The 20,019-nt window shown below is 65.6% G+C and carries 17 protein-coding genes; 9 read left to right on the top strand and 8 right to left on the bottom strand.

Going from position 1 to position 20,019, the window contains the following annotated elements; translation table 11 throughout:
- Window positions 1-234: 234 nt before the first annotated feature.
- Together AAFP05_RS07385 and ilvA are read left to right on the top strand one after the other, a co-directional pair.
- Complete coding sequence (locus AAFP05_RS07385; RefSeq protein ID WP_341729214.1) at window positions 235-1,074, top strand: aldo/keto reductase; 840 nt, start codon at window positions 235-237, stop codon at window positions 1,072-1,074.
- On the top strand, window positions 1,071-2,315 hold the full coding sequence (ilvA, locus tag AAFP05_RS07380; protein ID WP_341729213.1) for a threonine ammonia-lyase IlvA: 1,245 nt from the start codon (window positions 1,071-1,073) through the stop codon (window positions 2,313-2,315). Before AAFP05_RS07385 ends, ilvA begins: the two co-directional genes overlap by 4 nt.
- A gap of 268 nt (window positions 2,316-2,583) precedes the next feature.
- Here ilvA and AAFP05_RS07375 read toward each other — a convergent pair whose 3' ends face one another.
- Window positions 2,584-4,620, bottom strand: a complete 2,037-nt coding sequence (locus tag AAFP05_RS07375) for a fructose-specific PTS transporter subunit EIIC (RefSeq protein ID WP_341729212.1) — start codon at window positions 4,618-4,620, stop codon at window positions 2,584-2,586.
- A gap of 117 nt (window positions 4,621-4,737) precedes the next feature.
- A complete protein-coding gene (locus AAFP05_RS07370; RefSeq protein WP_341729211.1) occupies window positions 4,738-5,499 on the bottom strand; it encodes a DeoR/GlpR family DNA-binding transcription regulator in 762 nt (253 codons plus the stop codon).
- Window positions 5,500-5,703: 204 nt separating this feature from the next.
- Here AAFP05_RS07370 and nifJ point away from each other — a divergent pair, with 204 nt between their 5' ends.
- The 3 genes from nifJ (at window position 5,704) to AAFP05_RS07355 (ending at window position 10,814) form a co-directional block, all read left to right on the top strand.
- Complete coding sequence (gene nifJ / locus AAFP05_RS07365; RefSeq protein WP_341729210.1) at window positions 5,704-9,303, top strand: pyruvate:ferredoxin (flavodoxin) oxidoreductase; 3,600 nt, start codon at window positions 5,704-5,706, stop codon at window positions 9,301-9,303.
- A gap of 3 nt (window positions 9,304-9,306) precedes the next feature.
- The gene (locus AAFP05_RS07360) at window positions 9,307-10,302 is read left to right on the top strand and encodes a dihydroorotate dehydrogenase-like protein (protein ID WP_341729209.1); all 996 of its coding nucleotides are present in this window, start codon (window positions 9,307-9,309) and stop codon (window positions 10,300-10,302) included.
- A 254-nt stretch (window positions 10,303-10,556) separates the two neighbouring features.
- Window positions 10,557-10,814, top strand: coding sequence for an HPr family phosphocarrier protein (locus tag AAFP05_RS07355; protein ID WP_341729208.1), 258 nt, complete (start codon window positions 10,557-10,559; stop codon window positions 10,812-10,814).
- A gap of 123 nt (window positions 10,815-10,937) precedes the next feature.
- Here AAFP05_RS07355 and AAFP05_RS07350 read toward each other — a convergent pair whose 3' ends face one another.
- A complete protein-coding gene (locus AAFP05_RS07350) occupies window positions 10,938-11,513 on the bottom strand; it encodes a 2'-5' RNA ligase family protein (RefSeq protein WP_341729207.1) in 576 nt (191 codons plus the stop codon).
- Between the two features lie 11 nt (window positions 11,514-11,524).
- Window positions 11,525-13,279 (bottom strand): biotin carboxylase N-terminal domain-containing protein, encoded by a 1,755-nt coding sequence (locus AAFP05_RS07345; protein WP_341729206.1) that lies wholly within the window; start codon window positions 13,277-13,279, stop codon window positions 11,525-11,527.
- 21 nt (window positions 13,280-13,300) lie between these two features.
- Here AAFP05_RS07345 and AAFP05_RS07340 point away from each other — a divergent pair, with 21 nt between their 5' ends.
- Window positions 13,301-13,792, top strand: a complete 492-nt coding sequence (locus AAFP05_RS07340) for an NUDIX domain-containing protein (protein WP_341729205.1) — start codon at window positions 13,301-13,303, stop codon at window positions 13,790-13,792.
- A gap of 248 nt (window positions 13,793-14,040) precedes the next feature.
- Entirely contained in the window at window positions 14,041-14,934 is an 894-nt protein-coding gene (locus AAFP05_RS07335) for a type IV toxin-antitoxin system AbiEi family antitoxin domain-containing protein (RefSeq protein WP_341729204.1), read from the top strand.
- Window positions 14,935-15,044: 110 nt separating this feature from the next.
- Here the strand turns inward: AAFP05_RS07335 and AAFP05_RS07330 are convergent, their stop codons facing one another.
- From AAFP05_RS07330 to AAFP05_RS07315, 4 genes are all read right to left on the bottom strand, one after another.
- Window positions 15,045-15,779, bottom strand: a complete 735-nt coding sequence (locus AAFP05_RS07330) for an LD-carboxypeptidase (RefSeq protein ID WP_341729203.1) — start codon at window positions 15,777-15,779, stop codon at window positions 15,045-15,047.
- A 239-nt stretch (window positions 15,780-16,018) separates the two neighbouring features.
- Window positions 16,019-16,669 (bottom strand): Maf family protein, encoded by a 651-nt coding sequence (locus AAFP05_RS07325; RefSeq protein WP_341729202.1) that lies wholly within the window; start codon window positions 16,667-16,669, stop codon window positions 16,019-16,021.
- 125 nt (window positions 16,670-16,794) lie between these two features.
- Complete coding sequence (locus AAFP05_RS07320; protein WP_341729201.1) at window positions 16,795-16,998, bottom strand: acyl-CoA carboxylase epsilon subunit; 204 nt, start codon at window positions 16,996-16,998, stop codon at window positions 16,795-16,797.
- Window positions 16,995-18,566 (bottom strand): acyl-CoA carboxylase subunit beta, encoded by a 1,572-nt coding sequence (locus tag AAFP05_RS07315; RefSeq protein WP_341729200.1) that lies wholly within the window; start codon window positions 18,564-18,566, stop codon window positions 16,995-16,997. The genes AAFP05_RS07320 and AAFP05_RS07315 overlap by 4 nt, the downstream gene beginning before the upstream one ends.
- A gap of 74 nt (window positions 18,567-18,640) precedes the next feature.
- Between AAFP05_RS07315 and AAFP05_RS07310 the strand changes: the two genes are divergently transcribed.
- Both AAFP05_RS07310 and AAFP05_RS07305 read left to right on the top strand, forming a co-directional pair.
- Complete coding sequence (locus AAFP05_RS07310) at window positions 18,641-19,432, top strand: biotin--[acetyl-CoA-carboxylase] ligase (protein WP_341729199.1); 792 nt, start codon at window positions 18,641-18,643, stop codon at window positions 19,430-19,432.
- An 84-nt stretch (window positions 19,433-19,516) separates the two neighbouring features.
- A partial coding sequence (locus AAFP05_RS07305; RefSeq protein ID WP_341729198.1) for a PH domain-containing protein occupies window positions 19,517-20,019 on the top strand: 503 nt, incomplete at its 3' end.

Below are 20,019 nucleotides of genomic sequence, written 5' to 3'. Positions count from 1 at the left end.
GTGCCTCGGATCCGGACTGGGATGCCGGACCGCGCGTTATCCAGCGTAAGGATTTCATGAGACACGTGTCACGTGATGAGTCATATGTACCTATTGTGACTCGTTGACTGGTGATCGCGCATCACTGGCCGGGTGTAACGGCCGGAGCTGTATCGCGGTCCCCACCCGCGCCCGCGGTGCGATTGGGCGCCCCGGCGTCGACCGCCTTGGCTAGACTTTCCGCGGAGGTGTGAGATGTCTGGTGCAGTACCGTCACCGTTGATCGAATTGCCTGGGGGAGTGCTCATCCCGCAACTGGGATTCGGTACCTACAAGGTGACTACCTCGGATGCATATTCGAGCGTGCGAGCCGCGCTCGACGCGGGATATCGGCATATCGACACTGCCGAGATGTACGGCAACGAAGCCGAGGTGGGCAAGGCGATCGCCGACAGCGGGCTGTCGCGCGACGAGATCTTCATCACCAGCAAGCTCAACAACCCGTTCCATGAGCCCGCTGCTGCGCGCGAGGCCTTCGCCCACACTCTGGACGACTTGCAGGTCGAGGCGGTCGACCTCTTCCTCATTCACTGGCCGATGGCCAAGACCACCGACTACGTGGCGACCTGGCGCACGATGCTCGAGTTCGAGGCGGACGGCCGGGCCCGGACGGTCGGAGTCTCGAACTTCCAGCCCGATCATCTGCGCACGATCATCGACGCGACGGGGGCCAAACCCGCGCTCAACCAGATCGAGATCCATCCGTATCTGGCGCAGCGCGATCTGGTCGAGTTCCACCATGTGCTCGGCATCGTCACCGCGTCGTGGTCGCCACTGGGCCGGGGCGCGCTGCTGAACGATCCGGTGATCGCCGCCCTCGCCGATGAGACCGGACGCAGCACCGCTCAGGTGATCATCCGCTGGCATCTGCAGCGCGGGCTGGTGGTCATTCCCAAGTCGGTGCATTCCGATCGCATCAGAGCCAATGCCGATGTCTTCGGTTTCGAACTCACCGCCGATCAGATGGCGCGTATCGACGCTCTCGACCGCGGACAGCGTACCGGATCTCATCCCGACAAGGTGGAACTCGCATGAGTCTGACGGCGTCCGATATTGAGAAGGCGGCCGGCAGCCTGGCCAGGGTCGCGCGGCGCACCGAGCTCGTATACAACGAGCGGCTGAGCAAGCTGACCGGTGCCCAGGTGCTGCTCAAGCGCGAAGACCTGCAGCCGGTGCGTTCGTACAAGCTGCGCGGCGCCTATCACCTGATGAGCACGCTGAGCTCCGCCGAGCAAGCAGCCGGCGTGGTTTGCGCCTCCGCAGGCAACCACGGTCAGGGCGTCGCCTACGCCTGCGCCAGGCTCGGCATCAAGGGACGCATCTTCTGCCCCACCACCACCCCTCGCCAGAAGCGCGACCGGATGAAATCGCTGGGCGGCGAATGGGTGGAGCTGATCTTCGTCGGCAACTCCTATGACGAGGCCGCGGCCGCCGCGAGTTCGGTTTCCAGGACCACCGGTGCCGTTCCGGTTCCGGCTTTCGACGATCTACGGACGATCGCAGGCCAGGGCACGGTAGCGCAGGAGATCGTCGATCAGCTCGGTACCGCCCCCGATGTGCTGCTGGTGCCGGTTGGAGGCGGTGGCCTGCTGTCGGGCTGCCTGACCTGGTTGAACGAGCGCTGGCCCAAGACCCGGGTTATTGGTGTGGAGCCGGCCGGTGCCGCGTCCATGCAGGCCGCGCTGAGCGCGGGCCACGTGGTCGAGCTGGAACACATCGACACCTTCGCCGATGGTGTCGCGGTACGCAAGGCCGGCGAGAAGACCTTCGAGATCATCAATCGTATCGGCTGCGACTGGGCGACGGTCACCGAAGGCCAGCTCTGCAGCGAGATGCTCGACCTCTATCAGATGGACGGTGTGATCGCCGAGCCGGCGGGGGCGCTGGCGTCTGCGTCGCTGCGCAGCGTCGTGCGGCCCGAACCCGGTCAGACCGTGGTCGCGATCGTTTCGGGCGGCAACAACGACGTGTCACGCTATTCCGAGATCATCGAGCGGTCATTGGTTTTCGAGGGACGCAAGCACTACTTCCTGGTGCAGTTTCCGCAGGAGCCAGGTGCGCTGCGCAGCTTCCTGGACAGGGTGCTCGGTCCCGACGACGACATCGTCTTGTTCGAATACACCAAGCGCAGCAACAGGGAGATCGGGCCCGCGCTGGTTGGCATCGAGATCGGCGACCCGTCGGAGCTGCCGGCTCTGCTCGAACGCCTGGCGGCGTCTCCGTTGCAGGTCGAGGCCATCGACCCGGATAGCCCGTTCTATCGCTTCCTCGTGTGAGGTCGGCCGTCGCGTTTTTTGCCCGGATCGTGCAGCGCTGGAGCCCGTGACGGGCCCTGCGGGTACACGATCCGGCTGGGAAGGGGCCGGGTGCGGCGAAAGCCCCGGGCACGGCGAAAGGGCCCGGCTGCCGGTCGCAATGACCACCAGCCGGGCCCTTCGGGCTGTCCCGCCTATAGCCCGATCGAGTAGCCATGGAGCCTATGACGGGCCCTGCGGGTACACGATCCGGGCAGCGAAAGGGGCCCAGGCGTAGATCAGACGCGGATCAGGCGGCGACCTGCGCGTTCTTCTTCTTGTTCGCGCCTGCCTGCTTCACAATGGTCACGAGCACGCCCGCGACGATCGTGCCGGCGATGATGCTCACCAGGAATCCCCAGAACGGATCGATGGCGAAGAAGACGAAGACGCCACCGTGCGGCGCCTTCGAGGTCACGCCCAGCGCCATGCATAGCGCGCCGGTGACTGCGCCACCAGCCATCATCGAGGGAATCACCCGCAACGGATCGGCAGCCGCGAACGGGATAGCGCCTTCAGAGATGAAGGACGCGCCCAGCAGCCACGCCGTCGTTCCGTTCTCGCGTTCGGCTTCGGTGTACAGACCCCTGCGCAGCGTGGTCGACAGCGCCATGGCGAGCGGGGGAACCATGCCTGCGGCCATCACGGTCCCCATGATCATCCAGGAGGCTTCGGTGCCCTGCGAGAGCCCCGCGGTGGCGAACAGGTAGGCGGCCTTGTTGACCGGCCCGCCGAGATCGAAGCACATCATCAGTCCGAGGATGACGCCGAGCAGAATCGCGGACGATCCGGTCATTCCGGTTAGCAGGCTCTGCAGGCCGGTCATCGCCGCTGCGAGCGGACGGCCGAGCAGCAAGAGCATTAGCAGCCCGACTATCGTCGTCGTGACCAGCGGAATGATGACGACAGGCATCAGGCCCGCCAGCCAGCGCGGTGGCTTCAGCGATGCCAGCCACATCGCGATAAGGCCGGCCAGGATGCCCGTGATCAGACCACCGAGGAAGCCCGCGCCGATCGCGACGGACAATGCGCCGCCGATGAATCCGGGTGCGATGCCGGGGCGTCCGGCAAGTCCGAAGGCCACATAGCCCGACAGTGCTGCAACCAGGAAGCCCATGCCCCAGCCGCCCAAGGAGGAGAAGAGCGCACCGATGTAGAGCGCGAGACCGGAGGCCGAGGTCATCATCTCGACGCCGCCCGTGGTATAGGCCTGGGCGTCCGGCAGGTTCCACAGCGAGTAGTTCAAGGCCACGTCGTTGGAGACGAACGCGACATCGTAGCCGCCGATCGCGAATCCCAGTGCGGTGAGCAAACCGCCTGCGGCGACGAACGGGATCATGTACGAAACGCCGGTCATCACGGCCTGCTGGATGCGCTTGCCCCAGCCTAACTGCATGCCGCTGCTCGCGGCCGCATCCGAACCACCCCCGCCGCCGGCGACGCGCACCGCGTTGGGATTGTTGGCGGCTGCGACCGCCTCGTCCAGCATCTTGCCGGCCTCCGACATCGGGCGCTTGACGCTCGACTCGATCACCGGCATGCCGGCGAACCGGTCGCGTCCGGTGATGCCGACATCGGCGGCGATGATGATGGCGCCTGCTCTGGCAATGACATCCGGGGTGAACGGGACGATGCCGCCCGATCCCTGGGTTTCGACGTGCAGCTCGAGGCCTTTCTCCTTGGCTGCTTCTTCGAGCGACTCGGCAGCCATGTAGGTGTGGGCGATGCCGGTCGGACAGGACGTGATGGCCAGCAACACCGGCTTATCCGATGGCGTCGGTGCCGCGGACTGTGCCGCCGCCGTGCTGACGGCGGCTTCGGGCTGCGGGGCTTCGTCGGGCTGGACGATGGCCGAGATCAGCGCGCAGGCTTCCTCAGGCGTCTGCGCGGCACGCAGCGCGGCCAGGAAGTCCTTGCGGACCAGCGCCCGGGAGAGCTTGGCCAGCAGCTTCATGTGGGCGTCGCCGCTGCCTTCTGGGGCAGCGATGCCGATGATCAGGTCGGCCGGGCCGTCGTTGGAACCGAAATCGATCGGCTCGGCGAGGCGGATCAGGCCCAATGAGGCTTGGTTCACCGCCTCGGCGCGGCAATGTGGAATCGCAATCCCGCCCGGCATGCCGGTGGCGAACTGCGCTTCGCGCTTCTCGAATGCCTCGCGCAGGCCGTCGCGTTCGGCGCGCCCGGTGGCGGCAATCACATTGGCCATCTCGGCGATGACTGCGTGTTTGTCGCCCCTGACGGTAGCTCCGAGTCTCACCAACTCGGGAGTGATAAGCGGTTCGGTCATCGCGTTTCCTCTCTGCTCGCGGGTTGGTGCCCGCGAGATCGTGATGCAGCGGCCGTGCTCAGGCGAGCTGGCCTGGTAGTGAACCTGAGTTCGAAGACGAGTGTTGCCGTGCTGAGGTCATGTCCGCACGACCTCGATTCCATTATCTTCGAATAGATGGACGTAGGAGTCTTTCAGCCCGGTATCGCTGACCAGAACGTCGATCTCGCTCAATTCGGCGAATGCGACGAGCTGGCTGATGCCGGCCTTCGACGAGTCGGCGAGGATGATCCGCCGGCTCGCCTGGTTGACCATGGCCGTCTTCGCGGCGGCTTCGTCCACATCGGGCGTTGTAAACCCTGCCGCGCTCATTCCGTTACAGCCGATGAAAGCGACATCGGGATGCAGTCTGGACAGTGCACGGACGGTCTCAACCCCGACGGCGGCGTGGGTGCTGCCACGAACGCGCCCAGGCAGCAGGTCGATCCGGTCGGCGCTGATATCCAGCGCGGCTTGCGCGATGCCGAGCGCATTGGTGACGATCTGGAGATTCTTGCCGTCGAGATGACCGACCAATTCGAGAGTGGTGGATCCGGCATCGAGCAGCACGGACTTCAGTGGTCCCCTGGGTAGAAATCGGGATGCGGCCAGTGCGATGCGTTTCTTCACGGCGGTGTTGGTGCCGAGCCTGGTTGGCAGGTCGGGTTCGGGGTCCACGGTGCGTTTGACGATCGCTCCGCCGTGCACGCGGGTGAGCATGCCTGAGGACTCAAGCGTGTCCAGATCGCGACGGATCGTTTCGGTCACGACTTCGTAGCGTTCTGCCAACTCGGCGACGGTCACTCGGCCGTCGATCTCGAGTGAGCGGCAGATCAACTGCCTACGTTCCTCGGCATACATCGGTTTGCACCTACTTCAAAAAGGTCGCATCACTAGTGATACCAGCGACGGCCAGCCCCATCGCTAAGGAGGACACTACACCGTGAAACAACATAATGCCACTGTTATTCTGTGTTGATTCGTGCGGGTTTCCCGGCATCAATGTGTGGTCTCCCGGTGGGCCCAGTGCCGGCGAATTATCCCAGATGTGGGAAGCTGGGGAGTGTGATAGAGGTAAACAAGTGGGCGACGATGGATGGCAACGAGGCGGCGGCGCGTGTGGCGCATGCCCTCAGCGAGGTCATAGCGATCTACCCCATCACACCGTCATCGGCGATGGCCGAGTCATCTGACGCATGGAGCGCCGCCGGACGCACGAACATCTGGGACGAGGTGCCCGAGGTCGTCGAGATGCAGTCCGAGGCAGGTGCCGCCGGCGCGTTGCACGGAGCGGTTACCAAGGGCACTCTCGGGACCACGTTCACTGCGTCCCAGGGCCTGCTGCTGATGATCCCGAATATGTACAAGATCGCCGGTGAACTCACCCCGGCAGTCATTCACGTGGCGGCCCGCACGGTCGCGACGCACGCCTTGAGTATCTTCGGCGACCACTCCGATGTGATGGGCTGCCGGATGACCGGCTGGGCGATGATCTGCGCGACAAGCGTGCAAGAGGCCCAGGATTTCGCGCTCGTCTCGCACGCCGCCACCCTTCGCACCCGGGTGCCCTTCCTGCACTTCTTCGACGGCTTCCGCACCAGCCACGAGGAGAACAAGATCCAGGTGCTGAACCGAGACGACCTGCGTGCGCTGGTGCGCGAGGACGACGTGCTGGCCCACCGCGAGCGCGGGCTCACCCCGGACGCCCCATCGATCCGCGGCACGGCACAGAACCCCGACGTCTTCTTTCAGGCGCGCGAGGCGTCCAATCTCTTCTACGATGCGGTTCCCAAGGTGGTCACCGAGGTCTTCGACGAGCTGGCCGAGCGCACCGGCCGTCGCTATTCGCTGGTTGACTACCATGGCGCGCCCGACGCCGAGCGGGTCGTCATCGTCCTCGGGTCCGCGTGGGGGACGACCCGCGAGGCCGTGGACGAACTGGTCGCCCGCGGCGAGAGGGTCGGTGTTGCGACGCTGCGGCTCTATCGTCCGTTCCCGGTCGCCGACCTGCTCGCCGCGCTGCCGGTGACCACGACCTCGATCGCCGTGCTCGACCGGACGAAGGAGCCCGGTGCTGCCGGAGACCCGCTCTTCGGCGATGTGATGATCGCTACGGCGGAGAACTCCGCCCACTTCGAATCGGGCATGCCGAGGGTCATCGGCGGGCGCTATGGCTTGTCGAGCAAGGAGTTCACCCCGGCGATGGCCGCTGCGGTCTTCGCCGAACTCGCCCGCGAGAACCCGAAGACGAGGTTTACGGTAGGCATCAACGATGACGTGACCCACCTCTCATTGCCGGTGCCGGCCGATTTCCGTGCGTCGTCCGAGGCGCTCACTGCGGTCTTCTTCGGATTGGGCTCCGACGGCACCGTCGGCGCCTCCAAGAACACCGTCAAGATCATCGGCTCCGACCCGGGCCGCTTCGCGCAGGGGTATTTCGTCTACGACTCACGCAAGTCCGGCGCGACCACCGTCAGCCATCTGCGTTTCGGGGACAAACCGATCAACTCGGCCTATCTCATCGATCAGGCCGATTTCGTCGCGGTGCATCAGTTCGAACTGCTCTTCGGTATGCGCACCCTCGATCTGGCCAAACAGGGCGCCACGGTGCTGCTCAATTCGCCCCACGGCGACCGCACCTGGGACGAGCTGCCCGACGAGATTCGAGACCTGATCACCGAGCGCGAACTCACCGTCTGGGTGATCGATGCTGCCGCCGTCGCCCATGCGGCCGGCCTGGGCAAGCGCATCAACACCGTCATGCAGCCCTGCTTCTTCTATCTGTCCGGTGTGGTCGCGCGTGAGGACGCGCTCGCCCGGATCAAGGCATCGGTCGAGGCGACCTACGGTCGGCGTGGACGCGCAGTCGTCGAACGCAACTTCGCGGCCATCGACGGCGCGATCGCGGCGCTGGAGCCGTTGAAGGTCATTCCGGATACGGCGGCGGTCTTCCATCGGATGTCTCCGATGCCCGACAGCGCGCCCGACTTCGTCAAGCAGGTCACCGCGACCATGCTGCGGGGCGAGGGCGACCTGCTGCCGGTCAGTGCGATGCCGGTGGACGGCACCTGGCCAAGCGGCACCGCGAAGTTCGAGAAGCGCGGCATCGCCGACGAGATCCCGATCTGGGATCCCAGCTTGTGCATCGACTGCGGCAAGTGCGCGATCGTCTGCCCGCACTCGGCGATCCGAATCAAGGTCACTCCCGAGGAGGAACTGGCCGGCGCACCGGCAACCTTCCAGTCCAAGCTGTACAAGGACCGCAACCTCAAGGGTCACCAGTTGATCGTCCAGGTCGCCCCGGACGACTGCACGGGCTGCGGCATCTGCGTCGATGTCTGCCCGGCCCGTTCGAAGACCGAAGTCAAACACAAGTCGATCAACCTGGAACCGCGTCGCGACCACCTGGAGGCCGAACGCGCGGGCTTCGAGTTCTTCCTGGGCATTCCCGATCTCGACCGTTCCAAGGTGCGTCACGATCAGGTCAAGGGGGCGGCCCAGCTGGAGCCGCTCTTCGAATACTCGCTGGCCTGCTCGGGCTGCGGCGAGGCGCCCTACATTCGCACTCTCACCCAGCTTTTCGGCGATCGGCTGATCATGGCGAACGCGACCGGCTGCTCGTCCATCTACGGCGGCAACCTGCCGACCAGCCCGTTCACCACCAACGCCGACGGACGCGGACCGGCCTGGAGCAACTCGCTGTTCGAGGACAACGCCGAGTTCGGGTTGGGCATGCGGTTGGCCTGGGAGATGCAGAATTCGCAGGCGCGCCGGCTGCTCGGAGAGTTCAGCGGAGCGCTGGATGCCGACCTGGTCGCCGGCATCCTGGAAGCCGACCAATCCGATGAGGCCGGGATCACCGCGCAGCGTGAGCGGGTCGCCGAGTTGAAGCGCCGGTTGACCGGGCTGAGCGACGCCAAGGCGTTCACCTTGGCGAGTCTGGCCGATGAGTTGGTCGTCAAGAGCGTCTGGATCGTCGGTGGCGACGGCTGGGCCTACGACATCGGGTCTGGCGGGTTGGATCATGTGCTCGGGTCGGGACGTAACGTCAACGTGCTGGTGCTCGACACCGAGGTCTACTCGAATACCGGCGGTCAGGCGTCCAAGGCGACGCCGCGTGGTGCGTCCGCAAAGTTCGCGACCGCCGGCAAGTCATCGCCGAAGAAGGACCTGGGGATGATCGCGCAGGCCTACGGCAACGTCTACGTCGCCCAGATCGCGATGGGCGCCAACCAGCAGCAGACGGTGCGGGCGCTGCTTGAGGCCGAAGCCTGGGACGGCCCCAGCATCGTGATCGCCTACAGCACCTGCATCGCCCACGGCATCGACATGCAGACCTCGATGAGCCATCAGGCGAATGCGGTCGCGACCGGTTACTGGCCGCTGTACCGCTTCCGCCCGACCGAGGAGGCCGAGGGTGTTCCGTTGCACCTGGATTCGAAGGCCCCGGTGGGCGCGGTCGCCGATTTCATGGCCGACGAAGCCCGCTACACGATGCTCAAGCGCTCGAATCCGGAACGGGCGGCGCGTCTCTTCGCGCTCGCACAGGCCGATGCGGACGAACGCTGGCACTACTACAGCCAGCTGGCCGGCATCCAACGGGCGCTGCCCGCCAACACGGCCGGAGCCAGCGGCCAAGCCGAACCGGGCCTCAAGGAGAACTGAGCCATGACCGATCTGACAACGTCGTATCTGGGGCTCGAGCTGCGCTCGCCGATCATCGCGTCGTGCAGCCCGCTCACCGGACGAGAGGACTCGCTGCTGCAACTGGCCGGCGCCGGCGCGGGAGCGGTCGTGCTGCCGAGCCTGTTCCAGGAGGAAGCCGAGGCCGAGGAACTTGCGGCGTCCGACCTGATGGACACCGGCGATGACTTCGCCGAATTCGCGTCAGCACCACTGCCCGAGATCGAATTCTCCGAGATCGGGCCCAGTAGACATATCGACTGGCTGCGCAAGGCCAAGGAACTCGTCGATCTGCCCGTGTTGGCTAGCGTCAACGGCTCGAGGGTGGGGGATTGGGCGAAGTACGCGCAGCAGCTCGCCGAGGCCGGTGCCGATGCGGTCGAGCTGAACCTCTTCTCGGTCAATACCGACTCCGATGAGTCGTCCGCCGATGTCGAGGCGCGCTATCTGCAGATCATCGAGGCGGTTCGCGGACGCATCCAGGTGCCGCTGGCGGTGAAACTCTCCCAACACATCACCGGGTTGAGCTGTTTTGCCAGGCGGGCCGAGGAGGCCGGCGCTGACGGGCTGGTGTTGTTCAATCGCTTCTACGGTGCTGAGATCGATCTGGCGTCGTTGAGCTTGGAGCCCCGACTGGCGTTGTCGTCTCCCGACGAGTTGCGCTTCCCGCTGCGGTGGATCGGTATCCTGCGGGCTCAGCGACCCGGCTTGTCGCTGGCTGCCACCTCGGGGGTGCACAGCGGTCTCGACGCGCTCAAGGCACTGCTGGTTGGCGCCAATGTGGCCTGCACGACATCGGCGTTGCTGCACAATGGCCCGGGGCATCTGGGTGTGATGCTTCGCGAGCTGGACGCTTGGTTGAACGAACACGACTACGAGTCGGTGCGCCAGTTGCAAGGCTCGATGAGCGCGGCGAATGTGCCCGACCCAGGACAGTTCGAGCGCGCCCAATACATGAAGGTCATCACCTCGTCCCTGTGAGCGCTGGGAGTTGAGCGCGTCGGCCGTGGCTGACGATCGGGTACCGCGTCACGAGCGGTTCACCGAATCCTCCGGCCACGGCGAATGGGAGCGCCTGCGGGGCGGTGAGGGTTTGCCGGTGCCCGCGAGGGGGCGGGCGGGGTAGGAATTCGTGCTCCGGCCCGCCGCTCGCGGGAATAGGCCGGTAAGATTTCTGCCAGTTGGAGACCGGCCTATTAGTGTGGTCTCGTAAGCCGATTCGAAGGAGATATGCCATGGCCAAGAAGACCGTTACTGTGGGCTCGTCCGTTGGGCTGCATGCCCGTCCTGCAGCAACCGTCGCCGCCGCTGCCGGCGAGTACGACGACGAGATCACCCTCACCCTGGGTGACGGCGACCCGGTGGACGCCTCGTCGGTGCTGCTCATCATGACCCTGGGTGCCGAGCATGGCGCCGAGGTGGTCGTCGAGTCCGACAACGCCGAAGCAGTCGACGCGATCGCTGCGTTGATCGAGAAGGATCTCGACGCCTGATTTCTTGGGGCGTCTCGACGCAGTGGCCAGGCCGCGCGGGCCGAGACTCACCCCATATGTTTTGAACGGCCGAACCCCAGCCCCCCCCTGGCCAATTCCCTCGACCGCTAATCTCTCGAGGCCTCAACTGCCCAGCGGCCAGCGCTGGATGAGACGGCATTCGGAGCTTCGATACCAGACCAACTCCAGCGCATCGGCGTGCCCGCCTACCGGCAGCAGCCCGTCCAGCATTCGCTCGGTGGATACGAGATCGACCGCATCACCGACGCGATCGAGCGTCAGATGCGGCAGTGGATCCTCCCCGCCGAAGGGACGCACGTTTGGGTGCGCCTGCCGTGCCCTCGCGGTCATCTCCTTGAATCGGCCGACCGGATCGGCATGCAGGTAGATCGTCCCGTCCGCGAAGGCGTCCACGCGGTCCAGTTCGTAGTCGAACGGCGACATGGACGCCGCCAGCGCCCCGATGGCTTCGGTGTCCCAGCGGGTCATCGGCGCGAGCACAGTGATGTGCGCGTGATGGAACTGCGGGTCGGCGCTGACGAACGACGAATCGTAGTGCCGGGTACGGGCAACGACCCAGTCCTCCAATTCGACGACCGGCACCTGCAACACCGCATGCCCGGGCCAATCGTGGCCGGGGACGACATCGGTCGACCCGGGGTGCGTGGATGGGCCCTGGCCTGCCTCGGGCGCACCCATCCGCCCGAGGTCTATTGCTCCTCGATGATCTGGCAGATGACCTCGCCGGAGGTCAGCGAGGCGCCGATCTCCACCAGATCGCGCACCACACCCGCGCGGTGCGCGCTGATGGGCTGCTCCATCTTCATCGCTTCCAGGACGACGACCAGGTCGCCCTCGGCGACGGTATCTCCCTCGGCGACCGCCGTCTTGACGATGGTGCCCTGCATCGGCGAGGTGAGCGCGTCGGACTGCTCGATCGGGCTGATCGCGCGCGCCCTGCGGGTTGGTTTCTTCGGTTTGACCGGGCCACTTGCGCCGCCCAGATTGGCCGGTACCTTCACCTCAAGGCGGCGGCCGTTGACCTCGACGACCACAACCTTGGACGGAGTTTGCGGATCTGGTTCGCCGAGTTCTCCGATATAGGGTTCGATGGTGTTGTCGAAGGCGGTCTCGATCCAATCGGTGAAGACCCCGAAGTGGCCGTCGTCCGCAGTGAACGCCGGATCGCGCAGCACGGCCATGTGGAACGGCACGACCGTGGGCATGCCCTCGATCAGGAACTCGTCGAGAGCGCGGCGGGCGCGGGCCAACGCCTCGGCACGCGATGAACCGGTGATGACGAGCTTGCCGAGCAGCGAATCGAAGGCTCCGGGCACCGTCATACCGCGGCGGTAGCCTTCGTCCATCCGCACGCCCGGGCCGCACGGCGGACGCCAGCGGGTGAGGGTGCCCGGAGCCGGCATGAAGCCGCGTCCGGGATCTTCGGCATTGATGCGGAACTCGATCGAATGGCCGCTGATGGCGGGGTCGGTGTCGGGCAGGGGTGTGCCTTCGGCGATCGCGAACTGCCAGCGCACCAGGTCCCAACCGGTGACCTGTTCGCTGACCGGGTGCTCGACCTGCAGTCGGGTGTTGACCTCGAGGAAACTGATGGTGCCGTCGACGCCGACCAGGAACTCGCAGGTGCCGGCGCCGACATAGCCCGCCTCGCGCAAGATGGCCCTGCTCGATTCGTAGAGCCGGCCGACCTGCTGCTCGGTCAAGAACGGCGCCGGGGCTTCTTCGACGAGCTTCTGGTGGCGGCGCTGCAACGAGCAGTCACGGGTCGACACCACGATGACCCGGCCGTGTTGGTCGGCCAGGCACTGGGTTTCGACGTGACGTGGGCAATCGAGATAACGCTCGACGAAGCATTCACCTCGTCCGAACGCGGTGACCGCCTCGCGGGTGGCCGACTCGAACATCTCCCGGATCTCGCCGCGCGTGCGGGCGACCTTGAGACCTCGACCGCCGCCGCCGTGGGCTGCCTTGATGGCGATCGGCAGGCCGTGGGCGTCGGCGAACGCCACGACCTCGTCCGCGTTCGCTACCGGATCGGCGGTGCCGGGAACCAGCGGCGCGCCCACCTTCTGCGCGATGTGGCGGGCCTGCACCTTGTCGCCGAGAGCTTCGATGGCCGCTGGGGGAGGACCGACCCAGATCATCCCGGCATCGATGACCGCCTGCGCGAATCCGGCATTCTCCGAGAGGAATCCGTAGCCCGGGTGCACCGCGTCCGCGCCACTGCGTTTCGCGATGTCCATCAGCTTGCCGATGTCGAGGTAGGTTTCGGCCGGAGTCGCGCCATTGAGCGCGAACGCCTCGTCGGCCAGTTCTACGAAGAGTGCGGCGGAGTCGGAATCTGCGTAGACGGCGACGGAGGCGATGCCCGCGTCCCGTGCAGCCCGGATGACCCGGACCGCGATCTCGCCGCGGTTGGCCACCAGCAGCTTGGTGATCGTCATGATGGGGAGTCTACTTATCTCATGCCTACTCCTGAGTTTGTTCTGGCACTACGGTCCAAAATCGGTAGTGATCCTCTCTGGTTGCCCGGCGTGACGGCGATCGTGCTGCGTCCGCTGGAGGCTCCGGAGGAGGTATTGCTCGTGCGACGCTCCGACGACGGCACCTGGACCCCGGTGAAGGGGATCATGGAGCCGGCCGAGTCGGTCGCCGACGCTGCCAAGCGCGAGTGCTTGGAGGAGACCGGTGTGGTGATCGAGATCGACCGGCTCGTCGGCGTTGCGGTGCACGGGCCGGTGCATTATTCGAATGGTGACGTCACCGACTACCTCGATCACATCGTGCGGGCGCGGTGGATCTGTGGTGAGCCGGTGGTCGGGGACGACGAGTCGGTCGATACCGGCTGGTTCAATCTGAACGCCCTGCCCGATTCGATTCCGGTCTCCGATCTGGCCCGCATTCGGCTGGGTGTCGAGAATCCCGCCGATGTCGTACTGGAGGGCCTGCCGCGCTAGGAACCCTGCCTATGCTGGCGGCGATTGTGTAGCTCCCGGACTCATGACGGGCACTGGCTCTACTCGATCTGATGAGGAGGGGCCTCTACCTCCGAGAATCGGCCGAGCCGACGTCCGCCGCCAGGCGGGCAACTTACAAACTCCGCCGAGTTATCCACAGACTAAAATTTGCCCGTCGCGACATCGGCTGGGGCCGACAGACTGTCGGTATGCATCCTCACCCCGCATTTCCAGAGCCGCTCAACCGCGTGGCAGCTAGTCAGGCCGGAATCGTCACCTGGGAGCAGGCACTCGCATCGGGCATGCCTGCCAAGACGGTGTGCAAGCTGGTCCGTGACGGCTATTGGACCCGGCTCGCTCCCGCGATCTATCTGACGCACGCCCTGATGCCGGGCTGGTCGAGTCTGGTCTGGGCAGGCGCGCTTGCAGGCGGACCAGAGGCGGCCATCACCGGAAAGGCCGCGCTGAGGCTGGATTCGGTGATTGAGGACGAGGATTTGCCGATCCCGATTCTCTTGCCGTTCGCCGCGGGCTATCGTCCGGCCAGTAACTGGTGGAGCTTCTCGCGCACCCGCACACCATTTCGATCAATCGGTGAGGTCCGGCGGGTGCGCATTGAGCGGGTCGTGCTCGATTTATGCGCGGCTGAACCCGCGCGCGCCCTGCACTGGGTGATGCTGGCGGTCGGCAGCCGTAAGACCACGGCTCGCAGGCTGCGGGACCAACTCGATGAGATACCGAGACACCCGATCAGAGCCGAGCTGAAGGCGCTGTTGGCCGATGCAGAGCAAGGCGTGCAAAGCCCGCTGGAGTATATCTATTTGCGTGACGTCGAGCGGGCTCACGGCCTGTCGGGCGGACGACGCCAGGTCCGCAGCCGAGGTTATTTCCGGGACGTCGACTACGAGGAGGGGCTCATCGTCGAGCTGGACGGCAGGCTGGGTCACGAAGGAGCCGCTGTATTTCGAGACATGGACCGCGACAACTACCACACCACTCGCGGCAAAGCGACGCTGCGGTTCGGCTGGCATCAGTGCTTCAACGCTCCCTGCAAAGCGGCAGCCATGGTGGCTAGAGTCCGGCACAGGCTCGGTTGGGCGGACGACGAGCATAGTTGCGGACGCTGCCTCCGTGCCGCCTGAGCAACTCCTTTGCTGCGCCGGCCCCGCCACAGCCCGAAGCCCCGGTTTCCCCGTCACCCAGAACTGCCGGATTGTGGAGGTTTGGAGCCCAGGACGGGCCCTGGAGCTACTCAATCTGGGAGGAAGGAGGGTAAGCGAGCCGGGGTGAGGCGAAGCCAGCGGGTCGGTCCTTGGAGAGCGCTGGCGCTAGCGGTAGCAGGCGATGAGGCGCCGCTTGTGACCATCCAATCTGACCTCGCCGCTCGAGCCGGCCCGGCCCAGATCCAGGGCTCGGTTGCTTCGCGTTCGCCGAACTCGGTCAATGCCCGAGGGTCGCTCCAGTCCATGCCGAAGTCCTCGGATTCGCCGGGTTCGGTAATCTCCAACTCCGCGCCGCTGAGCAGAGCCGCCGTGAGTGAGGCCACCTGCTCCGGATCGGCATATGGACCTGGGCCGAGGTGGATCTGTGTGGAGCTGCCGTAGAAGCCAGCAACGCCATTCGTCCACATCCAGTTCAAGATGTTGGTGTTGTCGCTGTAGCCGAGGAACGGCTTCGGATCGGCATGCAGCAGATCTGCGTCCAGGTGCGGGACGACTCTGATTTGATCATCCCCGCCGATGGTGGCCATGATCACCCGGATCCCGGGATCGGCCAGGGCCGCGTTGAAGTCGGTTGCCCGCTCGCTCGGGGATGCCCCAAGTTTGCGCGTAGTTGGGAATTCCACCGGCTCCAGTCTGGTCAGCTGGGCGAACCGCTGCAGCGCCCGCTCGTGCAATTCGGGAGCTACGGCAGGGGCAGCGAACGCGGGCGAGAGGATCGCCACCTTGTCGCCCGGGCGTGGTTTCGGCGGATGCAGGAGCCCCATGCCCCATGATCCTAGTGATCGATCTTGGGAGGGCCGTCATCGTGTAGATGCGAGGGTCATGTCGGGCTCTAGAGCTACACGATCCGGGTGGCGGGGGAACAGGGGAGCCGGGATGAGGGCTCTTTCCAGCCGGTCCTTTGGAGGGTGCCGATTGTGTCGGCTTCGAGCCCGTCGCGGGCTCTAGAGCTACACGATCCGGGTGGCGGGGGGAACGGGACGGCGGGAGCCACCCTCGAACCTCAGCCGAGCCCCCACAGCCCCTGCCAGGCGACTCCGAGATCCAACAGCATCTGACGCACCAGCGGTAGTGAGAGGCCGACCACATTGTGCGGGTCACCGCTGATCCGGGTGATGAACGCCCCGCCGAAGCCGTCGATGGTGAACCCACCGGCCACCCGCTGGGGTTCACCGGTGGCCGCGTAGGCGGCGATCTCGGCATCGGTCAGGTCGGCGAAGGTTACGCCGGTCTCCGCCACCCGCACCTGACTACGCACATCATCGGGACCGCAAACCAGAGCCACATAATGCCCGGTGAAGAAGAGGCCCTGCCGAGCCCGCATCCGGTACCAGCGGACGATGGCCGCCTCCTGGGTACCGGGCTTGCCGTAGACACGTCCCTCGATCTCGAGCATCGAATCGCAGGCCAACAGTACAAGGGGTTCGTCCAACTCGCCGTCGTCGCGCAGCTTGCGCAGCACGGCCTCGCCCTTGAGGCGCGCCAACTCGGCGGTCAGTTCGGGAGCACCGGGCCGGTGCACCGCCTGCTCGTCCACATCGGGAATGACGATCTGCGGCTCGATACCTGCCTGCTGCAGCGTGAGGAGTCTGGCCGGCGAACTCGATCCGAGGACGATCCGGCGCGGCTGCGGTACGGGTGAAGGTTTCGGCACCCTCTCATCCTAAGTCTGAATCCACCGTGCCTGGCGGGAGTCGCGCAGCAAGCGGAAATCGGTGGATTCAGGCTCAGGGCTTGCGCCGGCAGGCCAGGACCTATCCGCCCGATCTCCAGCAGCTGTCACAGGCTGCCGCGCCAGGCCTCCGGCCCGGACACGAACGGCTGGCGGACGTTACGCCAATAGGAGTTCCAGCCTCCGGCGATCGGACGATCCTTGTTCGGCTTGGCCGGTCCGGGATCGGCCAGTTCGGCGGCCAGTACCACTGCCGCCGCAGCGAGCTCTTCATCATTCGGGTTGCCGCGCACGACCTTGAACTCGCTCATAGCGGAATGTTCCCGTGCTTCTTGGGTGGCAGCGCCTCACGCTTGGTGCGCAACGCCCGCAAGAAACGGATCACCTGCGCCCTGGTCTCGTGCGGGTAGATCACCTGATCCACATAGCCCCGTTCGGCGGCGACATACGGATTCGCCAGTGTCTCGTTGTACTGGTCGACAAGCTCGTTGGCCTTCGCGGTCGGATCGGACGCGGCCGCCAACTCCTTGCGGTAGAGCACCTTGACCGCGCCCTCCGCGCCCATCACCGCGATCTGCGCGGTCGGCCACGCCAGATTGACGTCGGCTCCCAGATGCTTGGAGCCCATCACGATGTAGGCGCCACCGTAGGCCTTGCGGGTGATCACCGTCATCAGCGGCACACTGGCCTCAGCGTAGGCGTAGATCAATTTGGCCCCGCGACGGATGATGCCTTCGTACTCCTGCTCGACGCCCGGCAGGAATCCGGGAACGTCGACGAAGGTGAGTACCGGAATGTTGAAGGCATCACAGGTGCGGACGAAACGCGCCGCCTTCTCGGAGGCCTTGGTGTCCAAGCAGCCGGCCAGCACCATCGGCTGGTTGGCCACGACACCGATGCTGCGGCCCTCGACTCGTCCGAAGCCGCAGATCACGTTCGGGGCATAGAGCTCCATGATCTCGAGGAATTCGTCCTCGTCGAGCACCGTGCGGATGACTTCGCGCATGTCGTAGGCGTGCGCCGCGCTGTCGGGGACCAGCACGTCCAGCGTGCGATCGTGGTCGGTGAAATCCAGATCGGCGGTCTCTCCGAATTCGTAGATCGGCGCGTCTTCGAGATTGTTCTGCGGCAGATAGGTGATCAACTCGCGAACGTATTCGAGGGCGTCGGCCTCATCGATGGCCAGATAGTGCGCGTTGCCCGACTTCGTGTTGTGGGTCCGGCCGCCGCCCAGCTCCTCCATCGAGACATCCTCGCCGGTGACGGTGCGGATCACCTCGGGTCCGGTGATGAACATCTGGCTGCTCTGGTCGACCATCACGATGAAATCGGTGAGCGCAGGGGAGTAGACATGGCCGCCAGCAGCAGCCCCCATGATCACGCTGATTTGCGGGATGACACCCGACGCTTGCACATTGCGTAAGAAGATGTCGCCGTAGGCGCCCAGCGAGACCACGCCCTCTTGAATGCGCGCTCCACCGCCCTCGTTGATGCCGATCAACGGGCACCCGGTGTTGATCGCGAAGTCCTGGATCTTGGCGATCTTCGCTCCGTAAACCTCGCCGAGCGAACCACCGAAGATGCCGACGTCCTGACTGAAGACGCAAACCGCGCGCCCGTGGATCTCGCCGAGCCCGATCACCACACCATCGCCGTAGGGACGTTTGGCGTCCATCCCGAATGCTGTACTGCGATGCCGGGCGAATTCGTCCATCTCGGTGAAGCTGCCCTCGTCGACCAGTGCAACGACACGTTCGCGGGCGGTCATCTTGCCGCGAGCATGCTGCTTCTCGACCGCCTGGGGTCCGGACGCGTGGAACGCATCGTCCATTCGCGTGCCGAGATCGGCGAGCTTGCCGGAAGTGGTGTTGGCCTCCATGTGCCCAAGATAGTCCGATTCGCCGGGGCGGGGTGGCCGGCAGCGCGCCAAAACAATCGGGGATAATCGGGACCGTGCCTTCAACTCCTCCCGCAGACGCCGGACGTATCGCCGCTCTCCTCGGTCCCGACAGCGGCTGGCGGGTGCGGACGACAGCCGTCACCGGTTCGACCAACGCCGACCTCGCCGAACTGGCACGACGTGGCGGGCGCGCCGGCGAGGTATTGATCGCCGAGCATCAGCAGGCCGGTCGCGGGCGCTTCGAACGTGCCTGGCAGTCACCGCCCGGCACTTCGCTGTCGACCTCGGTGCTGCTGCGCCCACGCCGTGCCCCGTGGGACTGGGGATGGCTGTCGCTGCTGGTCGGTCTGGCCGTCACCGACGGGCTGCGCAGCCTCGGTGCCGGTGACCGGATAGAACTCAAGTGGCCGAACGATGCCCTCATCGACGGCAGGAAGGTCTGCGGCATCCTCTCCGAGCTGGTGGTGACCGACCTCGGTAACGCGGCCATCTGCGGCTGGGGCCTCAATATCTCGTTCGACGAATCGGAGCTGCCGATCCCGCAGGCCACCAGCCTCTTGCTCGCCGGGCTGCCCACCGACAAGAATCTGGTCGCGACCGCCATCTTGGCCAGGTTGGACGAACTGTTCACTCGTTGGGACGCCGGGGCCGACCTGAGTGCCGAGTACGCTGCGGGTTGCGCCACGGTGGGACGCCCGGTTCGCGTCCACCTCGACCAGGAAACGCCCGACAGCCCCTCGTCCAGCGGCCAGGCGGTCGGCATCGGTCCCAACGGGGAACTGCTGGTCGAGATCGACGGCCAGATCGAGGCCTTCGCCGCGGGTGATGTCGTCCACCTGCGTTGACGAATGGTGGGCTGCCCCGGATCTTCTACTGAACAAGCTCTGGCCGGCTTGGGGCATCGTTGGCGGTGGCGGGACAATGGCGTTATGGCGCTAGAGCTGAATCCGGGTGAGGAGCTGGTCACGACGGCCCGCCCGCATGCCCGGACGCTGTTCTGGCCGACGGTCGCCTTGTTCACTATCTCCGCCCTTGTCGGCGCGGGGATAGCGGTCGTTCCGGCTGAGTATCGCCCGATTGGTCAGCAACTTGTCGCGGCCGCTGGAGCGTTGGCAGCAGTCTTCGCCGTGCTGCGGCCGGTGCTTCGCCGGGCGAACACCACCGTCACGTTGACGACCCAACGACTGATCGTGCGCAGCGGACTGGTGCGGCGCGCCGAACACCAGGTACCCCTCAACCGGATCGTCGACATCGCCAGCAGCAGAGCCGCGGCCGACCTCGGCTTCGGCTCCGGCACATTGCTTCTGACAACGGTCGGCGGGCAACTGCTGCGACTCGAGCATCTGCCTCGGATCAAGGCCATGCGGCAGGCGGTCAGCGAACTCGCGACCGAGGCGCGCCCGGAGTTGCTGGCCGCATCCGACCCGTGGGC

The organism is Brooklawnia sp., from assembly GCF_032229645.1.
In the GTDB taxonomy this organism is placed as follows: Bacteria; Actinomycetota; Actinomycetes; order Propionibacteriales; family Propionibacteriaceae; genus Brooklawnia.
The sequence above is the reverse complement of the archived record's forward strand: the minus strand, read 5'-3'. Positions and strand labels throughout refer to the sequence as shown.